Raw genomic sequence first — 18347 nt, 5'->3', positions numbered from 1 at the left:
GACCACACAAAACACTGTGGGAGCCTGCTCGCGAAGAGGCCGTAACATTCAACATCATCATTGAATGTAAAACCGCTTTCGCGAGCGGGCTCGCTCCCACATTGAATCTAAAGCGTTGTTGAGATCGGGGTTACTGCTTCTCCAGCAACCACTTGCGCTCGCCCGCGGCAAACTGCGGCTGTTCATCCGCCAGCGCGGCGTTCACCGCCTGCAGGATTTCCAGCTCCTTGCCCTTGCGCACAAAGATCCAGTTGTTGCCCTGGCCATTGAGCTGCAGCCACATGCTGTCGTTGCCATTGCTCATCGACGCGCAGTCACCCGCCAGGCACAAGGCGTAGCGGTCGGCGCCCGGCAGTCCGGAGACCTGGCCGTCCGCCTGAAACTGCACGGTGGCGCCTTCGCCCTCACCGCTGACAATTTTCCAGTTGCCGCCCATGTACGCCGAATACAGTGCGCGTTCGAAGCTGGCGCCAATCGGTGCGCCTTCCGGCACGGTGATCGGCGCACGGTCGAACAGCTGTTCCGGTTCATTGTCGCTGGCAGCTTGCTGCAGTTGATTGCCGTCGCGTTTCAGCTCGCTGGCGGAGCTGCCATAGAAGTCGACTTTCCAGGCGCCGGACTCTTCGCCCAGCAGCCGTCCTTCGACGTTCTCAAAACCGTTGGTGTAACGGGCCTGACCGGCCTTGGTGTTGACGTCCCATTCCAGATTCGGGCCGTAGGCCTGCAGCGCTTCGCGCAGAGGGCCACCTTTGGCGGCGGCATCGATCGCCACCTGGTTGATCCAGGTGCCGCTGATGTCACGGTCGGCAGGGTCGCTGGCGCAGCCGCCGAGGAATATGGCGAGCAGCGAGAGAGCTAGCGCTTTGCGCATGGTGGAATCCTTTCAAAACCTTTTCTTGCACAGCAATCGGCGCGGCGTTTGATGGCCGCGCCGTGCGCATCACTCGATGACCAGAATGGCATCCATTTCAACCTGCGAACCCTTTGGCAGGGCTGCCACGCCGATAGCGGCGCGTGCCGGGTACGGCTGGTCGAAGTACTTGCCCATGATCTCGTTGACCTTGGCGAAGTGGCTCAGGTCGGTGAGGAAGATGTTCAGCTTGACGATGTCCTTGAACGAACCACCGGCGGCCTCGGCCACGGCTTTGAGGTTCTCGAAGACCTGAACGGTCTGGGCTTCGAAGCCCTCGACCAGTTCCATGGTTTTCGGGTCCAGCGGGATCTGGCCCGACATGTACACGGTGTTGCCTGCCTTGATGGCCTGGGAGTAAGTACCGATGGCGGCCGGGGCCTTGTCGCTGGTGATGACGGTTTTGGTCATGTAGGACTCCTCGTAATAATAGGCAGGTTATGCACGCATGCGGGTGATGCGGATCACTCCGGTCAAGGCGCGCAGTTTCTTGATTACACGGGCCAGGTGCACACGGTCGTGGACGCTGACCACCAGTTGCACGACGCTGATGCGACCATCGCGTTCGTCCATGCTGATTTTTTCGATATTGCCGTCGGCCGCGTTGACGCTGCTGGCCAGCAAAGCGATCAGGCCGCGCTGGTGCTCCAGCTCGACACGCAGTTCGACATTGAATTCGCCGGTGACATCCTTGGCCCACGAGAGCTGGATGCATTTTTCCGGGTTATGCCGGATTTCGCTGATGTTGCGGCAGTTGTCCAGGTGCACGACCATGCCTTTGCCTGCCGACAGGTGGCCGACAATCGGGTCACCCGGGATCGGCGTGCAGCATTTGGCGTAGCTGAGTACCAGGCCTTCGGTGCCGCGAATCGCCAGCGGGCCTTCCGGGCTCGGCAGTTGCTCGCCTTCGCCGAGCAGGCGACGGGCGACCACGTAGGCCATGCGATTGCCCAAGCCAATGTCTTCGAGCAGGTCTTCGATCAGTTCGAGGCGGTACTCGGTGAGCATCGCCTTGACGCGTTCGGCCGGAATCTTCTCCAGCGAGCTGTCGAAACCGTTGAGGACCTTGTTCAGCAGGCGCTCGCCGAGACTGATGGACTCGGAGCGGCGCTGCAATTTCAGCGCATGGCGTATGTGCGTGCGCGCCTTGCCGGTGACCACGAAGTTGAGCCACGCCGGGTTCGGCCGGGCGCCGGGAGCGCTGACGATCTCGACCGTGGAGCCGCTTTGCAGCGGTTCGGACAGCGGTGCGAGACGACGGTTGATCCGGCAGGCGATGCAGCTGTTGCCGACGTCGGTGTGCACCGCGTAGGCAAAGTCGACCGCCGTGGAGCCTTTTGGCAGCTCCATAATCCGGCCCTTGGGCGTGAACACGTAGACCTCGTCCGGGAACAGGTCGATTTTTACGCTTTCGATGAATTCCAGCGAATTGCCGGCGCGTTGCTGCATTTCCAGCACGCCTTTGACCCACTGACGGGCACGGGCATGCGTGCCTTTCGGCTGCTCGTCACCGCTGGATTTGTACAGCCAATGGGCAGCGATGCCGTTGTTGGCCATCTCTTCCATTTCGCGGGTGCGGATCTGGATTTCGATCGGTACGCCGTGCATGCCGAACAGTGTGGTATGCAGCGACTGATAGCCGTTGGCCTTGGGGATCGCGATGTAATCCTTGAAGCGCCCCGGTAACGGTTTGTACAGATTATGCACAGCACCGAGCACGCGATAGCAGGTATCGACCTTGTCGACGATGATCCGGAACGCGTAGACGTCCATGATCTCGTTGAAGGCCCGGCGCTTGCCGCGCATCTTCTTGTAGATGCCGTAAAGGTGTTTCTGCCGACCGCTGACTTCACCCTGGATGCCGTCGATGGCGAGGCAATGGCCGAGGGATTCTTCGATCTTGTTGACGATTTCCTTGCGATTGCCCCGGGCGCGCTTGACCGCCTGGTAGATCCGCGCGGAACGCATCGGGTGCATGGCCTTGAAGCCGAGGTCTTCGAATTCGATACGAATAGCGTGCATGCCCAGGCGGTTGGCAATGGGCGCGTAGATCTCGAGGGTTTCCTTGGCGATGCGCCGGCGCTTTTCCCCGGACAGCACTTCCAGCGTGCGCATGTTGTGCAGGCGGTCGGCAAGCTTGACCAGGATCACGCGAATGTCGCGGGCCATGGCCATGGCCATTTTCTGGAAGTTTTCCGCCTGGGCCTCGGCTTTGGTCTCGAAGTTCATCTGGGTCAGTTTGCTGACCCCGTCGACCAGTTCGGCCACGGTTTCACCGAACTGCGCTTGCAGCGCCTCTTTGGCGATACCGGTGTCTTCGATCACGTCATGCAGCATCGCCGCCATCAGGCTCTGATGGTCCATGTGCATGTCGGCAAGAATATTCGCCACCGCAAGAGGATGCGTGACGTACGCCTCGCCGCTGCGACGGCGTTGACCGTCATGGGCTTGTTCGGCGTAGAAATACGCTCGGCGGACCAGGTTGACCTGGTCGTTGCCGAGGTAGGTCGATAAGCGATCGGCGAGGGCGTCTATGCTCGGCATGATAAATCCTGCCGCAAGCTGTGATCCCGCGCCGTGCTACGTCGACCAGGCATAGGCTTAGACGGCCTCGTTGGACTCGTCCTCGAACGCTGCGAACAGCGGCTCATCCTGGACGATTTCCTGCTCGGCGATGTACTCGTAGCTCATCACGCCTTCAGCAATTTCACGCAGCGCGACAACAGTCGGCTTGTCGTTTTCCCACTGAACCAGTGGCTCTTTGCCGCCGGTGGCCAGTTGACGGGCACGCTTGGTAGAGAGCATGACCAGCTCAAAGCGGTTTTCCACGTGTTCTAGGCAGTCTTCAACGGTTACGCGGGCCATGGTATTCCTCGGAGCGAATGCAATATGCGCGCTGCCCGAATGGGCAAGCGGACTCAGCAGTTTAAAAAATCACCAGCGATTAGGGAAGCGCTGATTTTTTGACCAAGCCCTTCAACGCGCTGCAAGCACCAATGTAAAGCGCTTGCAGGCGTTTTGGGAAGTGCTGTTTTAACCGAGCAGTTCAGCCAGCAATTTGCCGAAACGCACCTGTTGGCGCTTCTGTTGCAGCTGATTGGCGCGGAAAATCGCCTTCAGATCGTCCAGCGCGTGGGCGAAATCGTCGTTGATGATCAGGTAATCGTAATCGACGTAGTGGCTCATCTCGCTGACCGCTTCGCGCATCCGCCCGTCGATGATTTCATCGCTGTCCTGGCCACGGTTGGTCAGGCGCTGGTGCAGGGCTTGCAGCGATGGCGGCAGGATGAAGATCGAGCGCGCTTGCGGCATCAGCTTGCGCACTTGCTCGGCGCCTTGCCAGTCGATTTCCAGAATCAGGTCATGGCCTTCGTCCAGCGTCTGCTGCAGGCGGCTTTGCGAGGTGCCGTAGAAGTTGCCGAAGACTTCGGCGCGTTCAAGGAAATCGCCGTGCTCGCCCATTTTCACGAACTCTTCGCGGGTCACGAAGTGATAGTTCACGCCGTCCACTTCGCCCGGGCGCATGGCGCGGGTGGTGTGGGAGACGGAAACGCGAATCTCCGGGTCAGCGTCGGTCAAGGCCTTGACCAGGCTGCTCTTGCCCGCGCCCGATGGCGCGGAAATGATGTACAGGGTGCCGGTGTGTTGGGTCATGTCGGGGGTAGCCTTACTCAATGTTCTGCACTTGTTCGCGCATCTGCTCGATCAACACTTTGAGGTTGACGGCGGCCTGGGTGCTGCGCGGGTCGAAGGCCTTGGAGCCCAGTGTGTTGGCTTCGCGGTTGAGCTCCTGCATCAGGAAGTCGAGGCGGCGTCCGGCCGCGCCGCCGGACTTGAGCACCCGGCGCACTTCGATGATGTGGGTGCTCAGGCGATCCAGTTCTTCGGCGACGTCGCTTTTTTGCGCGAGCAGGACCATTTCCTGCTCCAGACGCTGCGGATCCAGCTCGGCCTTCATGTCAGCGAAGCGGTCGAGGACCTTCTGGCGCTGGGTGGCGAGCATTTGCGGGACCAGCTCGCGCAGGGTCACGACGTCTTCTTCGATTGAGGTCAGACGATCGTTGATCAAGCGGGCCAGCTCTGCGCCTTCGCGCTCGCGGCCGGCCTTCAACTCCTTGAGGCCCTGATTGAACAGCGCCAGGGCCTCGGCGTTCAGCGCTTGTGGGTCAGTCGCATCACCCACCAGCACGCCGGGCCAGGCCAGCACTTCCAGAGGGTTCAATGCCGCAGGGTTGTTGATCAAGCCAGCGATGGCTTCGGCAGCAGCGACCAGTTGCGCCGCGCGCTCGCGGTCGATCTGCAGCGCCTTGCCAGTGCTTTCTTCGGTGAAGCGCAGGGTGCATTCGAGCTTGCCCCGCGACAGGCCCTGGCGTAACGCTTCGCGCACGGCGCCTTCGAGGTCGCGAAACGACTCCGGCAGACGCAGGTGCGGTTCCAGATAGCGGCTGTTGACCGAGCGCAGTTCCCAGCTCAGGGTGCCCTGGGCGCCGGCTTTCTCGACGCGGGCGAAGGCGGTCATGCTGTGCACCATGGCGGTGACCTCGCAATGCAGATCGGCGCAGCAGGGGTTCCGCAGGCGCGATATCAATGAATGTAAGCCGACTGGCAGCAAAGGCGCAGGATTGTAGCGCAGTGCGGCGAATGCGCCCAAACACACGGTGTGACAAAGCGCTGCAGCCCGTCGGTAACGTGCGTTTCACAACCTTCACCGGTCGCCCCGGTTTTTTAACCAGTGCCCAGGCGCGGTGCACCGCTCTATAATGCTCGGTAGTTTTCCGTCCTCAGTACAGGTATTTCCTATGAAACGTCCAAGTGGTCGCGCTGCCGATCAGCTCCGCTCGATCCGCATTACCCGCAACTACACCAAACACGCCGAAGGATCGGTGCTGGTCGAATTCGGTGATACCAAAGTCATCTGCACCGTCAGCGTCGAAAACGGCGTGCCGCGTTTCCTCAAAGGGCAGGGCCAGGGCTGGCTGACGGCTGAGTACGGCATGCTGCCGCGCGCTACCGGCGAGCGTAACCAGCGTGAAGCGAGCCGCGGCAAGCAGGGCGGCCGCACCCTGGAAATCCAGCGCCTGATCGGCCGTTCCCTGCGCGCGGCGCTGGACATGTCCAAGCTGGGCGACGTGACCCTGTACGTCGACTGCGACGTGATCCAGGCTGATGGCGGCACCCGCACGGCATCGATCACCGGCGCCATGGTTGCGCTGGTCGATGCACTTAAAGTGATCAAGAAACGTGGCGGGCTGAAGGGCGGCGACCCTCTCAAGCAGATGATCGGCGCGGTATCGGTCGGCATGTATCAGGGCGAGGCGGTGCTGGATCTGGACTATCTTGAAGATTCCGCTGCCGAGACCGATCTGAACGTGGTGATGACCAGCACCGGTGGTTTCATCGAGGTGCAGGGCACCGCTGAAGGCGCGCCGTTCCAGCCTGAAGACCTGAACGCCATGCTGGAACTGGCGAAGAAAGGCATGAACGAAATCTTCGAACTGCAAAAGGCTGCATTGGCCGACTGAACAGGTTTCCAACCGCAAGGAGGACGCGATGAGTGATGAGCAAGAGCTGCTGCCCAAACCGAGCCATGAGGTTCGCCAATGGGCGATGTTTTGTCACTTGTCTGCCTTGCTGGGGATCTGGATTCCGTTCGGCACGCTGATCGGGCCGCTGATCCTGTGGCAGATGAAGCGCGAGATGGACCCGTTCATTGATGCCCAGGGCAAGGAAGCCTTGAATTTCCAGATCACTGTGGCAATCGCGTCGGCTATCTGTTTTTTGCTGATGGTGCTGATCATCGGGTTCTTCCTGTTTGGCCTGCTGGCCATTGCTGCGCTGGTGTTGACGATCATTGCCGGGGTCAAGGCCAATGAAGGCTTCCCTTATCGATATCCGTTCACCTGGCGGTTGATTAAGTAAGCGGACGCTGGATCTCGATTAACGCCCTAAGTTATCAGGGCGTTTTTTATTTGTGCAATACCATTAGTTTCCTTTTGTCGTGGGAATAGTCTTTTTTTGACGGGTGGTGCTTCTATATTAATAGATGTTTCGTATATACATCTTTCGTCACAACTACTTTGCATAGAATCTGCTCCAGTTCTTGTTATTACCTGGAGTCGATTGTTAAAGTTGCCCGGCGTCATGTTTCTGTTGAAACATCTCGATATGTTCAAGCCATCGAAGGCTCTTGAATTTTCCAGTAATCAGTGTTGAGAAAATCAGCCGGTTCACGAGTCGAGCCCAGGTACACGCTCGCCTCCTGAATACATAGCCAAGAATAATCCACATGATTCAGCTCGATTTTTACGGCACGCTCGTGGCCGCTTCATTAGTGTTACTGCTGGGGCGCGGACTTGTTGCGCGTGTCGGCTTTTTGCGAAGTTACAATATTCCCGAGCCGGTGGCGGGCGGTCTGGTCGTCGCCGTGCTGTTATTGATACTGCGCACGTTTGATATTGAAGTGCGCTTTGATACTTCCCTGCAAACGCCGCTGATGTTGGCGTTCTTCGCGACGATTGGCTTGAGTGCGGACCTCGCCAGCCTGAAAAAGGGTGGCCGCGTAGTCGGGATATTCCTGCTGGCAGTTATCGGCTTGCTGGTGGTGCAGAACGCGATGGGTATCGGGCTGGCAACTCTGCTTGGGCTTGACCCTCTGATGGGTCTGCTGACCGGTTCGATCACTCTGGCGGGCGGGCATGGCACGGGTGCTGCCTGGGGAACGGTGTTCAGCGAAAAGTATGGGCTGGCGTTTGCCTCGGAACTGGCGCTGGCCTCGGCGACGTTCGGTCTGGTCCTCGGCGGACTGATCGGCGGGCCGGTTGCGCGCTTGCTGATCAAGCGTGTGCAAGTGCCCGGTTGCAATCAGGAGCAAGCTCCGCGACTGCCAAAAGGCTTTGAGCAGCCGAACAAGGAGCGCTCGATCACGCCATTTTCATTCGTCGAAACGCTGGCGTTGATTGCCGTCAGCCTGCTGGCGGGCAATCTGTTGAACGGCTTTCTGCAGGGCACGGCCTTCGAGCTGCCAACGTTTGTCTGCGTGCTGTTCGTGGGCGTCGTGTTGCGCAACGGCCTGTCGGCACTGGGCTTGTATCAGGTGTTCGAGCGTGAGGTTTCGGTACTCGGCAACGTCAGCCTTTCGCTGTTTCTGGCGATCGCTCTGATGTCGCTGAAATTATGGGATCTGGCGGCGCTGGCCTTGCCGATCTTTATCATCCTCGCTGTGCAGGCGCTGGTCATGGCGCTGTTCGCGATTTTTGTGACATTCCGGGTGATGGGCAGCAACTACGATGCCGCCGTACTGGCTGCGGGGCACTGCGGTTTCGGGTTGGGCGCCACGCCTACGGCCATCGCCAACATGCAGGCGGTGACGCAGCGCTACGGGCCGTCGCAGATTGCCTTCCTGGTGGTGCCGATGGTCGGAGCGTTTTTCATCGACATCATCAATGTCATCGTGATCAAGCTGTACCTGGCCTTGCCGTTGTTCGCCGCTGTCTAGGCCGCATCTTTGTTCGAGACGAAAAAAATGCCCGCATCTGACGATGCGGGCATTTTTTCTGGCGGCGATCCGACGCTTAGATGGTCAGCGTCCAGTCGTAGTCGACGATCAGCGGCGCGTGCTGCGAGAACCGTGGCTGACGCGGCAGGCGTGCGCTGCGCACGAAGCGCCGCAGGCCCGGTGTCAGGATCTGGTAATCGAAGCGCCAGCCCAGATTGAGCATCTCGGCCTGTTCGTTATCCGGCCACCAGCTGTACTGGTCGCCTTCGCGGCTGACTTCACGCAGCGCATCGACGTAGCCCATATTGCCGACAATCTCGTCCATCCAGGCCCGTTCCGGCGCCAGGAAGCCTGGAGATTGCTGGCTGTCGCGCCAGTTCTTGATGTCGAGCTTCTGCTGCGCCACGTACAGCGAGCCACAATAAATGTACTCGCGACGTTTGCGCCGCTGTTTGTCCAGGTACTTGCCGAAGTCGTCCATGAGCTTGAACTTCTGGTTCAAGTCCTCATCGCCGTTCATCCCCGAAGGAAGCAGCAAGGTGGCAATACTGACTTTGTCGAAATCTGCTTGCAGGTAGCGCCCGTAGCGGTCGGCCGTCTCGAAACCGAGACCGCTGATGACAGCCTTCGGTTGCAACCGCGAATACAAAGCCACGCCGCCTTGGGCAGGGACTTCAGCATCGCAGGCATAAAGGAAGTAGCCATCCAGTTGGAAGGCTGGGTCGTCCAGTTCAAAGGCGGAGGCACGGGTGTCCTGCAGGCAGATGACGTCGGCATTCTGTGCTTGCAGCCAACTGAGCAAACCACGCTCGACTGCCGCCTGAATACCATTGACGTTCACACTGATGATCCGCATAAATGGCCCCAAAAATCGCGTGCGTGTATGATACACGGCGTCAAGCTAATTAGCTAAATCCGTGGTATTTGGGGTTTTTTTCATGCAAGCGTATCAGCGCGATTTCATTCGTTTTGCCATCGATCGCGGCGTTTTGCGCTTCGGTGAGTTCACCCTGAAGTCCGGGCGCACCAGTCCCTACTTCTTCAACGCCGGCCTGTTCAACTCGGGCTCGGCCTTGGCGCAGCTGGGGCGTTTCTACGCCGCCGCCATCGCCGAAAGCGGCATTCCTTTCGACGTTCTGTTCGGCCCGGCCTACAAAGGCATCCCGTTGGCCGCGACCACTGCCGTGGCGCTGGCCGAACATCACGGCCGCGACCTGCCATGGTGCTTCAATCGCAAGGAAGCCAAGGCGCACGGCGAAGGTGGCAGCCTGGTCGGCGCGCCGCTGACCGGTGACGTGCTGATCATTGACGACGTGATCACCGCCGGTACCGCAATCCGCGAGGTGATGCAGATCATCGCCTCGCAGGAGGGCGCCAAGGCCGCCGGCGTACTGATCGCGCTGAATCGTCAGGAGCGCGGCAACGGCGAACTGTCGGCGATCCAGGAGGTCGAGCGCGATTTCGGTATTCCTGTGATCAGCATTGTTTCGCTGAATCAGGTGCTGGAGTTCCTCGCTGACGATCCGCAGCTCAAGCAGCACTTGCCGGCCGTGGAAGCGTATCGCGCCCAGTTCGGCGTTTAAGCGCCGGCTTTTGTGGGAGCGAGCCCGCTCGCGAAAGCGTCCTGACAGTCGACATCACTGTTGAATGGAAGTCGGTATTCGCGAGCAGGCTCGCTCCCACATAAGTTCTTCCACTAGGGTTTTGCAGCGAAAAAAAGCCCCCGCTCAGCCAGACTGAGCGGGGGCTTTTTTTTGCGCGACTGCTTACGGACGCTTGCGATTGCTGATCAGGGTACCCACACCGGTGTCGGTGAAGATTTCCAGCAGAATCGCATTCGGCACGCGGCCGTCGATGATCAACGAACTGCCGACACCGCCCTGAACCGCTTCCAGCGCGCAACGGATCTTCGGCAGCATGCCGCCGTAGATGGTGCCGTCGGCGATCAGGTCGTCGACCTGTTGCGTGCTCAGCCCGGTCAGCACGGTGCCCGACTTGTCCATCAGGCCGGCGATGTTGGTCAGCAGCATCAGTTTCTCGGCCTTCAGCGCTTCGGCAACCTTACCGGCCACCAAATCCGCGTTGATGTTGTAAGACTCGCCGTTCTCACCCACACCGATCGGCGCGATCACCGGGATGAAGTTGCCTTTGACCAGCAGGTTCAGCAGCTCGGTGTTGATCCCGACCACTTCGCCGACGTGACCGATGTCGATGATTTCCGGTTGGGTCATCTCCGGGGTCTGGCGCGAAACGGTGAGCTTCTTCGCACGAATCAGCCCGGCGTCTTTACCGGTCAGGCCGATGGCGCTGCCGCCGTGGCGGTTGATCAGGTTGACGATGCTCTTGTTGACCTGACCACCCAGGACCATTTCCACCACGTCCATGGTCGCCGCGTCGGTCACGCGCATGCCGTCGACGAAATGGCTCTCGATCGACAGGCGCTTGAGCAGATCACCGATCTGCGGTCCGCCGCCATGTACCACCACCGGGTTGATACCCACGGCTTTCATCAGCACGATGTCGCGGGCGAAGCCGGTTTTCAGCTCCTCGCTTTCCATCGCGTTGCCGCCGTATTTGATCACCAGGGTCTTGCCGACATAACGTCGGATGTAAGGCAGTGCTTCGGACAGGACCTTGGCAGTGTTGGCGGCGGCTTCGCGTTCGAGGGTCATTCAGGGCTCCGGGTGGATCAGAACGGTAGTTGGAGATCAGGTGCAACGCGTTTCAGTTGGGCGTGAAACACATCCTTGATGCGCTGCAATTCAGCCTCGTCATCGGCCTCGAAGCGCAGCACCAGCACCGGAGTGGTGTTGGAGGCGCGCACCAGGCCCCAGCCTTTGGCGTAATCGACCCGCACGCCGTCGATGGTGGTCAGGTCAGCGCCTTCACCCCACTGAGCATCGTGCAGTGCATCAATGATGCTGAATTTGCTCTCTTCGGTCACATGGATATTGATTTCCGGCGTAGAAATATCGTTCGGGAAGGTCGCAAACAGCTCTTCCGCAGTGGATTTTTCCTTGCTGAGGATCTCCAGCAGGCGTGCAGCGCTGTAGATGCCGTCATCGAAACCGAACCAGCGTTCCTTGAAGAAGATGTGCCCGCTCATTTCCCCGGCCAGCAATGCGCCGGACTGTTTCATTTTCTTTTTGATCAACGAGTGACCGGTCTTCCACATTAGCGGCCGACCGCCGTATTCCTTGATCAGTGGCACCAGGCGGCGGGTGCATTTGACGTCGAAGATGATTTCCGCGTCCGGGTTGCGTGCCACCACATCACGGGCGAACAGCATCAGCAGGCGATCCGGGTAAACGATGCTGCCGGTGTTGGTTACCACGCCGACGCGGTCGCCGTCGCCGTCGAAAGCCAGGCCGATATCGGCGTTGGTTTCCTTGACCTTGGCGATCAGGTCGACAAGGTTCTCCGGCTTGCCCGGATCCGGGTGATGGTTAGGGAAGTTGCCGTCGACTTCGCAGAACAACGGAATGACTTCGCAGTTCAGCGCTTCGATCAGTTGCGGGGCGATCACGCCGGCAGCACCGTTGCCGCAGTCGACCACGACTTTCAGGCGACGGGCCAGTTTGATGTCCTGGACGATTTCGGTGTTGTAGCGGTCGAGAATTTCAACCTGGGTGACGCTGCCCTGGCCGCTGCTCAGGTCGTTGTTCTTGATGCGCTGGTGCAGTACTTGAATTTGCTCGTTGGCGAGGGTGTCGCCGGCGATCACGATCTTGAAGCCGTTGTAATTCGACGGGTTGTGACTGCCGGTGAGCATCACGCCGGACTTGCCGGCCAGCACGTTGGCCGCGTAATACAGCGCCGGTGTCGGCACCAGGCCGACATCGCTGACGTGGCAACCACTTTCGGCGATGCCGCGAATCAGCTCGGCAACCAGCTCCGGGCCGGACAGGCGGCCGTCACGACCGACCGACACATTCGGCTCGCCCTGGGCCAGGCTCTGCGAGCCGATGGCGCGGCCAATCCAGTAAGCGGTTTCACCGTTGAGAAAATCCGGCACGGTGCCGCGAATGTCATAGGCGCGGAAAATGCTCTCGGGGAGGGTCGGGGCGATCTTGGCTGGAGTGCTCATCTGCACAAATGCTCCATCTGGAAAGTGGCGGGACAGGCCGACGAATCGTTCGACGGCAGGCTCAAACTGAAGGGTATGACGGCGTTTTCCACAGAGAGTTCGTGCTATGAAAGGGCCATGACACCCCGTGCAGCAGGGCTTTGGCCGGCCAATGCCTTGATTTACCGCGCTAAACCTTGCAGATGACAATTTCGGTTTGTGGTGCGCCAGCGAGCTGGCTCACCACAGGATCAGCCGACCGGATCACTTCGTTCCGGTGTGCCCGAAGCCGCCGGTGCCGCGTTCGGTTTCGACGAACTCCTCGACCATTTCGAAGTGCGCCTGCACCACCGGCACCAGCACCAGTTGCGCCAGACGTTCGCCAACGGTCATGGTGAAATCGCTCTGGCCACGGTTCCAGCAAGACACCATCAGCGGGCCCTGGTAGTCGGAGTCGATCAGGCCGACAAGGTTGCCCAGCACGATGCCGTGTTTATGGCCCATGCCCGAGCGCGGCAGGATCAGCGCGGCCAGGTTCGGGTCGCCGATGTAGACCGACAGCCCGGTGGGGATCAGCACGGTTTCACCCGGCTTGATCACGGTGTCCTGATCCAGCATGGCGCGCAGGTCGAGGCCGGCGGAGCCCGGGGTGGCGTATTGCGGCAGCGGGAAGTCGGTGCCGATGCGTGGGTCGAGGATCTTGGCTTGCAAAGCGTGCATGTAAATTAAACCTGGTTCAGACGTTCGGCGATAAAAGTGACCAGCTGGCGAGCGATCTTGCCCTTGCTGGTCTGGGCGAAAACCGTGGCGTGCAGCTCACGGTCGATGACGCTGCAGGCGTTTTCTTCGCTGTTGAAACCGATGCTCGGGTTGGCGACGTCGTTGGCGACGATCAAATCGAGATTCTTGTCCTTCAGCTTGCGTGCAGCGTAGTCGAGCAGGTGTTCGGTCTCGGCAGCGAAGCCGACACTGAACGGACGGTCGGGACGGGTCGCGATGCTGGCGAGGATGTCCGGGTTGCGCACCATTTGCAGGACGAAACCGTCACCGCTCGCAGGGTCTTTCTTGAGTTTTTGCGGGGCGACGACTTCCGGGCGGTAATCCGCCACCGCTGCCGAAGCAATGAATACGTCGCACGGAATCGCCGACTCGCAGGCGGCAAGCATGTCGCGGGCGCTGACCACGTCGATCCGCGTGACGCGATCGGGGGTTGGCAGGTGCACCGGGCCACTGATCAGGGTGACGCGGGCGCCGGCTTCTACCGCTGCTTCGGCGAGGGCAAAGCCCATTTTTCCCGAGCTGTGGTTGGTGATGTAGCGCACCGGGTCGATGTTTTCCTGGGTCGGGCCGGCGGTGATGACGACGTGCTTGCCGGTCAGCGCCTGACGCTGGAAACAGTCGGCGGCGAGCAGCGCCAGATCGGTGGCTTCCATCATGCGGCCCATGCCGACGTCGCCGCAGGCCTGGCTGCCTGACGCCGGGCCAAAGGTCTTCAGGCCGCGGCTTTCGAGCAGTTGCAGGTTGGCCTGAGTCGCCGGGTCGCGCCACATCGCTTGATTCATTGCCGGTGCGACGGCGACGACGGCGTCGGTGGCCAGCACCAGCGTGGTCAGCAGATCGTTGGCGATGCCTTGTGCAAGGCGTGCAATCAGGTCGGCGGTGGCCGGGGCGATCAGGACCAGATCGGCCCACTTCGCCAGCTCGATATGGCCCATCGCGGCTTCGGCGGCCGGGTCGAGCAGGTCGAGATGCACCGGGTGGCCCGACAGGGCCTGCATGGTCAGCGGGGTAATGAACTCGGCGCCGCCATGGGTCATGACCACGCGCACTTCGGCGCCCTGGTCGATCAGGCGGCGAACCAGATCGGCGCTCTTGTAGGCCGCAATGCCGCCGCCGACGCCCAGAACGATGCGTTTCCGATACAGCCGCTGCATAGGTCTGCCTTTCATTTCGTTGATGACTGCGCGGCGAGCCCCTCCCCAGGGTTGAATCGCGCGCAAAAAAGATGGGCTACGATATCACAGCGACCGCTACGGAACAGCGGCGCCCACAGACAGGGAGTGTGTATGAGTATTCGCGATTGGCCGGCGGCGGAGCGGCCGCGGGAGAGGTTGTTGGAGCACGGGGCAGGGAGCCTTTCGGACGCCGAGTTGCTGGCGATTTTTCTGCGCACCGGGGTACCCGGAACAAGCGCCGTGGACTTGGCGCGACATCTGCTGAAGCAATTCGGCAGCCTGCGTTTACTGCTCGAGGCCGATCAGGACGCATTCAGTAAACAAATGGGGCTCGGGCCGGCGAAGTATGCGCAACTGCAAGCCGCACAGGAAATGAGCAAGCGCCATCTGGCCGAACGGTCGAGGCAGAAACCGGCACTGGAAAACCCGCAAGTCGTGCGCGACTACCTCAAAGCGATGCTGCGGCACGAGCCGCACGAAGTGTTTGGCTGCCTGTTTCTCGATTCCAAACATCAGGTGCTGAATTTCGAAGCACTGTTTCGCGGCTCGATCGACAACACCAGCGTGCATCCCCGGGAAGTGGTGAAGCGCGCACTGGCCAATAACGCGGCGGCGGTGATCCTGTGTCATAACCATCCCTCGGGCAATACCGACCCCAGTCAGGCGGATCGGCTGCTGACCAAGCGGCTGCAAAAGACTCTGGAACTGATCGATGTGCGGGTGCTGGATCACTTCATCGTCGGCGATGGCGAGCCGCTGTCGATGGCGGAGTGTGGCTGGATGTAAAAAGGCAGCTGCAAGTATGCAGCTACAAGCGGCAAGCTAGAGCCGTGCGCGTTCGGCTCTAGCTTGGGGCTTGCCGCTTAGGGCTTGAGGCTGATTCTGGAGTAGTCCTGGCGGCCGAACGGGCTGACGGCATAACCCTGCACGTCCTTGCGCGTCAGCGCATAGGCGGTCGGATGCGCCAGCGGCAGCCACAATGCCTGCTGCTGAATCTGCGCCTGCGCCTGTTCATACAGTTTGGTGCGCACGCCTTGTTCGCTGGTGGTCTTGCCCGCGCTGATCAGCTTGTCCAGATCGGCATTGCAGTAGCGGGCGAAGTTGGTGCCGGACTTGACCGCCGCGCAGGAAAACTGCGGCGTGAGGAAGTTGTCCGGGTCGCCGTTGTCACCGGCCCAGCCCATGAACAGCAGATCGTGCTCGCCAGCCTTGGCGCGGCGAATCAGCTCGCCCCATTCGATGACGCGGATTTCCGCCTGAATGCCGATTTCAGCCAGGTCCGACTGCAACATCTGCGCGCCGAGGCTCGGGTTCGGGTTGAGCAGGCTGCCCGATGGCCGCGTCCAGATCGTGGTCTGAAAGCCATCCTTCAGCCCGGCCTTGGCCAGCAGCGCCTTGGCTTTCGCCGCGTCGTGCGGGTAGCCCGGCAGGTTCTTCGCGTAGCTCCAGGTGTTCGGTGGATACGGGCCATTGGCGGCTTCGGCGGTGTCTTCGAACACGGCTTTGATGTAGTTCGTCTTGTCGAAGGCGAGGTTGATGGCCTGACGCACTTCCGGCTTGTCCAGCGGCGGATGCTGACTGTTGATGCCAACGAAAGCGGTCATGAACGCGTCAGTCTTTTCGACTTTCAGCGTCGGCTCTTTCAGCGCGGCTTGTACGTCGAGTGGTTTCGGCGACAGGGCGATCTGGCATTCATTGCGCCGCAGTTTTTGCAGACGCACGTTGGCGTCCGGGGTGATGGCGAAGATCAGCGGATCGACCGCAGGCTTGCCACGGAAGTAATCCGGGTTGGCCTTGTAGCGGATCGCCGCGTCCTTTTGAAAGCGATTGAACACGAACGGGCCGGTGCCGATCGGCTGGCTGTTGAGCTTGTCGGTCGCGCCGGCTTTCATCAGCTTGTCGGCGTACTCGGCCGAGTAGATCGAAGCGAAGCCCATGCTCAGGGTGGCGAGGAAAGTCGAGTCCGGGTGATCAAGGGTAAAGCGCACGGTCAGCGGGTCGAGTGCATCGATTTTCTTGATCAGCGCCGGCAATTGCATCGACTGCGCGTGGGGGAAGCCGCTCTGCGCGACTTTGTGCCACGGGTTGGCCGGGTCGAGCATACGGTCGAAACTGAATTTGACGTCTTCAGCGGTCAACTCGCGGCTCGGTTTGAAATAGTCAGTGGCATGAAACTTCACTTGCGGATGCAGCTTGAACACGTACGTCAGCCCGTCGGTGCTGACTTCCCAGCTGTCGGCCAGGCTCGGCACGACCTTGCCACTGGCAGTGTCGAAATCCACCAGGCGATTCATCAGCACATCGGCGGAGGCATTGGTGGTGGTCAGCGAGTTGTACTGCACCACGTCGAACCCTTCGGGGCTGGCCTCGGTACAGACGCTCAGCGCGGCGGCCTGGACCAGAGGGCTTAGCAACAGCGGGGCGAGCAACAGGGGTAGGGCAGCGAGGCGCATGGTCGGTTTCCTTTACAGATCGAAGGCCCATCTGCAAGTGCAGTCTGGAAAAGTCCTACCCTAGAGGTCTGAATTGCAAATGACTATCCCCTTTTTGCAATTTCCAGGCACCGCGACGACACTGTTTCAAGTTGCGGTGCTCAGGGAAAAGTCTGAAATGCCGTTGCAGGGGATTTTCTACGACGAGTGGTAAAAACCGCCGTCAGCCTTTATTCAAGGCGTCCGCCGGGTGAAAAAACGCCTTTTTGCCGATTGATTGCACACCGATTGTTGTTGCACCCCGGTCTTTCTGGTATAAAGCAGCGCTCTTTTCTAGGGGCCCGGTTCCTTCACTGTAGGTGTAGCCGGTAAGACCTCTAAAGAAACGCGGCGCCTGGCGCCAAATGACTGAGAGATTAAGCGGCCAACCCATGCCGGGTTGGGCATGTGGTTTTAGAGGGCTGAGGCATGTCGAGAGTATGTCAAGTTACCGGTAAGGGTCCGGTGACTGGGAATAACATTTCCCACGCAAACAACAAAACCCGTCGTCGTTTCCTGCCGAACCTGCAGCATCACCGCTTCTGGGTTGAAGAAGAGAAACGTTTTGTGCGTCTGCGCGTATCTGCCAAAGGCATGCGTATCATCGACAAGCGTGGCATCACTGTCGTGCTCGCCGAACTTCGCCGCGATGGCAAGATTTAAGGGAGCTAATCATGCGTGAATTGATTCGTTTGATCTCGAGCGCCGGTACTGGTCACTTCTACACTACCGACAAGAACAAGCGTACTACCCCGGACAAAATCGAGATCAAGAAATATGATCCGGTTGTTCGCAAGCACGTGATCTACAAGGAAGGCAAAATCAAGTAATTGATTTTTCCCGACTTACGAAAAAGGCCCGTATCTCACGATTCGGGCCTTTTTTGTGCGCTTGAATTTTGTAGTGCCGGCGCGGGCCTCATCGCTGGCAAGCCCTCCCACAGGTTTTGTGTATGACACAGAATCTCTGAGCGCCGGCAATCACTGTGGGAGCTGGCTTGCCAGCGATAGGGCCGGATCAGCCGACGAAAATTTTCAAGCCTTCTGTTCAAAGATCACATAGATCTTGCGGCACGCTTCCAGCACTTCCCAGGTCCCGCGAAACCCCGCTGGAATCACAAAACGATCGCCGACACGCAAGGTCTTGGCATTGCCATCGCTGTCACGCAGCACCGAAACGCCCTGCAGAATCTCGCAATACTCATGCTCGGTGTAATTCACCGTCCACTGACCCACCGCACCTTCCCAGACGCCCGCGCCCATTTGTCCGCAGGGACTTTCGTATTGATGGAACACGGCCTGTTCCGGGTCGCCCTTGAGCACTTTGGCCGGGTCGGGGCGATAGCGTTCGGCTTCGCTGCCGGTCAGGCTGATGTCGACGACGTTCTGGATGTTCATTGTTGTTTTCTCCCGTGATGACGGCGCGTTGACTGGAATGGGCGAAAGTCTAT

At 59.8% G+C, this 18347-nt stretch carries 19 protein-coding genes and 1 pseudogene; 7 read left to right on the top strand and 13 right to left on the bottom strand.

Annotated elements, in window-relative coordinates; genetic code table 11:
• Positions 1 to 130: 130 nt before the first annotated feature.
• The 6 genes from ACGSLL_RS07550 to ACGSLL_RS07525 all read right to left on the bottom strand — a co-directional run bounded on the left by ACGSLL_RS07550 (position 131) and on the right by ACGSLL_RS07525 (position 5441).
• Positions 131 to 871 carry a putative periplasmic lipoprotein gene (locus ACGSLL_RS07550; RefSeq protein WP_394504544.1) on the bottom strand — a complete coding sequence of 247 codons (741 nt, stop codon included), beginning with the start codon at positions 869 to 871 and terminating at the stop codon, positions 131 to 133.
• A gap of 69 nt (positions 872 to 940) precedes the next feature.
• Positions 941 to 1321 carry a RidA family protein gene (locus ACGSLL_RS07545; protein ID WP_003229509.1) on the bottom strand — a complete coding sequence of 127 codons (381 nt, stop codon included), beginning with the start codon at positions 1319 to 1321 and terminating at the stop codon, positions 941 to 943.
• 27 nt (positions 1322 to 1348) lie between these two features.
• Entirely contained in the window at positions 1349 to 3454 is a 2106-nt protein-coding gene (spoT, locus tag ACGSLL_RS07540; protein ID WP_007920338.1) for a bifunctional GTP diphosphokinase/guanosine-3',5'-bis pyrophosphate 3'-pyrophosphohydrolase, read from the bottom strand.
• Between the two features lie 57 nt (positions 3455 to 3511).
• On the bottom strand, positions 3512 to 3775 hold the full coding sequence (rpoZ, locus tag ACGSLL_RS07535) for a DNA-directed RNA polymerase subunit omega (RefSeq protein ID WP_039757363.1): 264 nt from the start codon (positions 3773 to 3775) through the stop codon (positions 3512 to 3514).
• A gap of 168 nt (positions 3776 to 3943) precedes the next feature.
• Positions 3944 to 4564 (bottom strand): guanylate kinase, encoded by a 621-nt coding sequence (gene gmk, locus ACGSLL_RS07530; protein ID WP_039757364.1) that lies wholly within the window; start codon positions 4562 to 4564, stop codon positions 3944 to 3946.
• A 13-nt stretch (positions 4565 to 4577) separates the two neighbouring features.
• Positions 4578 to 5441, bottom strand: coding sequence for a YicC/YloC family endoribonuclease (locus tag ACGSLL_RS07525; protein ID WP_394504540.1), 864 nt, complete (start codon positions 5439 to 5441; stop codon positions 4578 to 4580).
• A gap of 268 nt (positions 5442 to 5709) precedes the next feature.
• Between ACGSLL_RS07525 and rph the strand changes: the two genes are divergently transcribed.
• The 3 genes from rph (at position 5710) to gltS (ending at position 8405) form a co-directional block, all read left to right on the top strand.
• Complete coding sequence (gene rph / locus ACGSLL_RS07520; RefSeq protein WP_090287527.1) at positions 5710 to 6432, top strand: ribonuclease PH; 723 nt, start codon at positions 5710 to 5712, stop codon at positions 6430 to 6432.
• 28 nt (positions 6433 to 6460) lie between these two features.
• Positions 6461 to 6829 (top strand): DUF4870 domain-containing protein, encoded by a 369-nt coding sequence (locus ACGSLL_RS07515; RefSeq protein ID WP_203420003.1) that lies wholly within the window; start codon positions 6461 to 6463, stop codon positions 6827 to 6829.
• Positions 6830 to 7196: 367 nt separating this feature from the next.
• Entirely contained in the window at positions 7197 to 8405 is a 1209-nt protein-coding gene (gene gltS, locus ACGSLL_RS07510; RefSeq protein WP_394504537.1) for a sodium/glutamate symporter, read from the top strand.
• Positions 8406 to 8481: 76 nt separating this feature from the next.
• Here gltS and ACGSLL_RS07505 read toward each other — a convergent pair whose 3' ends face one another.
• The gene (locus tag ACGSLL_RS07505) at positions 8482 to 9261 is read right to left on the bottom strand and encodes an exodeoxyribonuclease III (RefSeq protein WP_007920349.1); all 780 of its coding nucleotides are present in this window, start codon (positions 9259 to 9261) and stop codon (positions 8482 to 8484) included.
• A gap of 82 nt (positions 9262 to 9343) precedes the next feature.
• Here ACGSLL_RS07505 and pyrE point away from each other — a divergent pair, with 82 nt between their 5' ends.
• On the top strand, positions 9344 to 9988 hold the full coding sequence (gene pyrE / locus ACGSLL_RS07500) for an orotate phosphoribosyltransferase (protein WP_007920351.1): 645 nt from the start codon (positions 9344 to 9346) through the stop codon (positions 9986 to 9988).
• A 183-nt stretch (positions 9989 to 10171) separates the two neighbouring features.
• Here pyrE and argB read toward each other — a convergent pair whose 3' ends face one another.
• The 4 genes and pseudogenes from argB to coaBC form a co-directional block, all read right to left on the bottom strand.
• The gene (argB, locus tag ACGSLL_RS07495) at positions 10172 to 11077 is read right to left on the bottom strand and encodes an acetylglutamate kinase (RefSeq protein ID WP_016772548.1); all 906 of its coding nucleotides are present in this window, start codon (positions 11075 to 11077) and stop codon (positions 10172 to 10174) included.
• A 17-nt stretch (positions 11078 to 11094) separates the two neighbouring features.
• Positions 11095 to 12471 (bottom strand): annotated as a pseudogene (locus ACGSLL_RS07490) (phosphomannomutase/phosphoglucomutase); the annotation flags it as partial.
• A gap of 264 nt (positions 12472 to 12735) precedes the next feature.
• Complete coding sequence (gene dut / locus ACGSLL_RS07485; protein WP_208939256.1) at positions 12736 to 13191, bottom strand: dUTP diphosphatase; 456 nt, start codon at positions 13189 to 13191, stop codon at positions 12736 to 12738.
• A 5-nt stretch (positions 13192 to 13196) separates the two neighbouring features.
• Entirely contained in the window at positions 13197 to 14405 is a 1209-nt protein-coding gene (gene coaBC / locus ACGSLL_RS07480; RefSeq protein ID WP_394505008.1) for a bifunctional phosphopantothenoylcysteine decarboxylase/phosphopantothenate--cysteine ligase CoaBC, read from the bottom strand.
• A 132-nt stretch (positions 14406 to 14537) separates the two neighbouring features.
• Here coaBC and radC point away from each other — a divergent pair, with 132 nt between their 5' ends.
• Positions 14538 to 15212 carry a RadC family protein gene (gene radC, locus ACGSLL_RS07475; protein ID WP_090287512.1) on the top strand — a complete coding sequence of 225 codons (675 nt, stop codon included), beginning with the start codon at positions 14538 to 14540 and terminating at the stop codon, positions 15210 to 15212.
• Between the two features lie 77 nt (positions 15213 to 15289).
• Here radC and ACGSLL_RS07470 read toward each other — a convergent pair whose 3' ends face one another.
• A complete protein-coding gene (locus ACGSLL_RS07470) occupies positions 15290 to 16879 on the bottom strand; it encodes an ABC transporter substrate-binding protein (protein ID WP_394504534.1) in 1590 nt (529 codons plus the stop codon).
• Between the two features lie 447 nt (positions 16880 to 17326).
• Here ACGSLL_RS07470 and rpmB point away from each other — a divergent pair, with 447 nt between their 5' ends.
• A complete protein-coding gene (rpmB, locus tag ACGSLL_RS07465; protein ID WP_007920377.1) occupies positions 17327 to 17560 on the top strand; it encodes a 50S ribosomal protein L28 in 234 nt (77 codons plus the stop codon).
• A gap of 11 nt (positions 17561 to 17571) precedes the next feature.
• The gene (gene rpmG, locus ACGSLL_RS07460; protein WP_003177274.1) at positions 17572 to 17727 is read left to right on the top strand and encodes a 50S ribosomal protein L33; all 156 of its coding nucleotides are present in this window, start codon (positions 17572 to 17574) and stop codon (positions 17725 to 17727) included.
• Positions 17728 to 17931: 204 nt separating this feature from the next.
• Here the strand turns inward: rpmG and ACGSLL_RS07455 are convergent, their stop codons facing one another.
• Positions 17932 to 18294: a cupin domain-containing protein gene (locus ACGSLL_RS07455; RefSeq protein ID WP_394504532.1), complete on the bottom strand. Its 363-nt coding sequence runs from the start codon at positions 18292 to 18294 to the stop codon at positions 17932 to 17934.
• Between the last annotated feature and the right edge of the window lie 53 nt (positions 18295 to 18347).

Source organism: Pseudomonas retamae, from assembly GCF_043496865.1.
Classification (GTDB): domain Bacteria; phylum Pseudomonadota; class Gammaproteobacteria; order Pseudomonadales; family Pseudomonadaceae; genus Aquipseudomonas; species Aquipseudomonas retamae.
The sequence above is the reverse complement of the archived record's forward strand: the minus strand, read 5'-3'. Positions and strand labels throughout refer to the sequence as shown.

What these genes read in the sequence shown, in the direction of transcription:
- spoT (WP_007920338.1), bottom strand. Translation starts at nt 3,454, where the DNA reads ATGCCGAGCATAGACGCCCTCGCCGATCGCTTATCGACCTACCTCGGC.
- pyrE (WP_007920351.1), top strand. Translation starts at nt 9,344, where the DNA reads ATGCAAGCGTATCAGCGCGATTTCATTCGTTTTGCCATCGATCGCGGC.
- ACGSLL_RS07505 (WP_007920349.1), bottom strand. Translation starts at nt 9,261, where the DNA reads ATGCGGATCATCAGTGTGAACGTCAATGGTATTCAGGCGGCAGTCGAG.
- ACGSLL_RS07455 (WP_394504532.1), bottom strand. Translation starts at nt 18,294, where the DNA reads ATGAACATCCAGAACGTCGTCGACATCAGCCTGACCGGCAGCGAAGCC.
- rpmG (WP_003177274.1), top strand. Translation starts at nt 17,572, where the DNA reads ATGCGTGAATTGATTCGTTTGATCTCGAGCGCCGGTACTGGTCACTTC.
- ACGSLL_RS07525 (WP_394504540.1), bottom strand. Translation starts at nt 5,441, where the DNA reads ATGGTGCACAGCATGACCGCCTTCGCCCGCGTCGAGAAAGCCGGCGCC.
- coaBC (WP_394505008.1), bottom strand. Translation starts at nt 14,405, where the DNA reads ATGCAGCGGCTGTATCGGAAACGCATCGTTCTGGGCGTCGGCGGCGGC.
- ACGSLL_RS07545 (WP_003229509.1), bottom strand. Translation starts at nt 1,321, where the DNA reads ATGACCAAAACCGTCATCACCAGCGACAAGGCCCCGGCCGCCATCGGT.
- argB (WP_016772548.1), bottom strand. Translation starts at nt 11,077, where the DNA reads ATGACCCTCGAACGCGAAGCCGCCGCCAACACTGCCAAGGTCCTGTCC.
- gltS (WP_394504537.1), top strand. Translation starts at nt 7,197, where the DNA reads ATGATTCAGCTCGATTTTTACGGCACGCTCGTGGCCGCTTCATTAGTG.
- rpmB (WP_007920377.1), top strand. Translation starts at nt 17,327, where the DNA reads ATGTCGAGAGTATGTCAAGTTACCGGTAAGGGTCCGGTGACTGGGAAT.
- ACGSLL_RS07470 (WP_394504534.1), bottom strand. Translation starts at nt 16,879, where the DNA reads ATGCGCCTCGCTGCCCTACCCCTGTTGCTCGCCCCGCTGTTGCTAAGC.
- ACGSLL_RS07515 (WP_203420003.1), top strand. Translation starts at nt 6,461, where the DNA reads ATGAGTGATGAGCAAGAGCTGCTGCCCAAACCGAGCCATGAGGTTCGC.
- dut (WP_208939256.1), bottom strand. Translation starts at nt 13,191, where the DNA reads ATGCACGCTTTGCAAGCCAAGATCCTCGACCCACGCATCGGCACCGAC.
- rph (WP_090287527.1), top strand. Translation starts at nt 5,710, where the DNA reads ATGAAACGTCCAAGTGGTCGCGCTGCCGATCAGCTCCGCTCGATCCGC.
- gmk (WP_039757364.1), bottom strand. Translation starts at nt 4,564, where the DNA reads ATGACCCAACACACCGGCACCCTGTACATCATTTCCGCGCCATCGGGC.
- ACGSLL_RS07550 (WP_394504544.1), bottom strand. Translation starts at nt 871, where the DNA reads ATGCGCAAAGCGCTAGCTCTCTCGCTGCTCGCCATATTCCTCGGCGGC.
- radC (WP_090287512.1), top strand. Translation starts at nt 14,538, where the DNA reads ATGAGTATTCGCGATTGGCCGGCGGCGGAGCGGCCGCGGGAGAGGTTG.
- rpoZ (WP_039757363.1), bottom strand. Translation starts at nt 3,775, where the DNA reads ATGGCCCGCGTAACCGTTGAAGACTGCCTAGAACACGTGGAAAACCGC.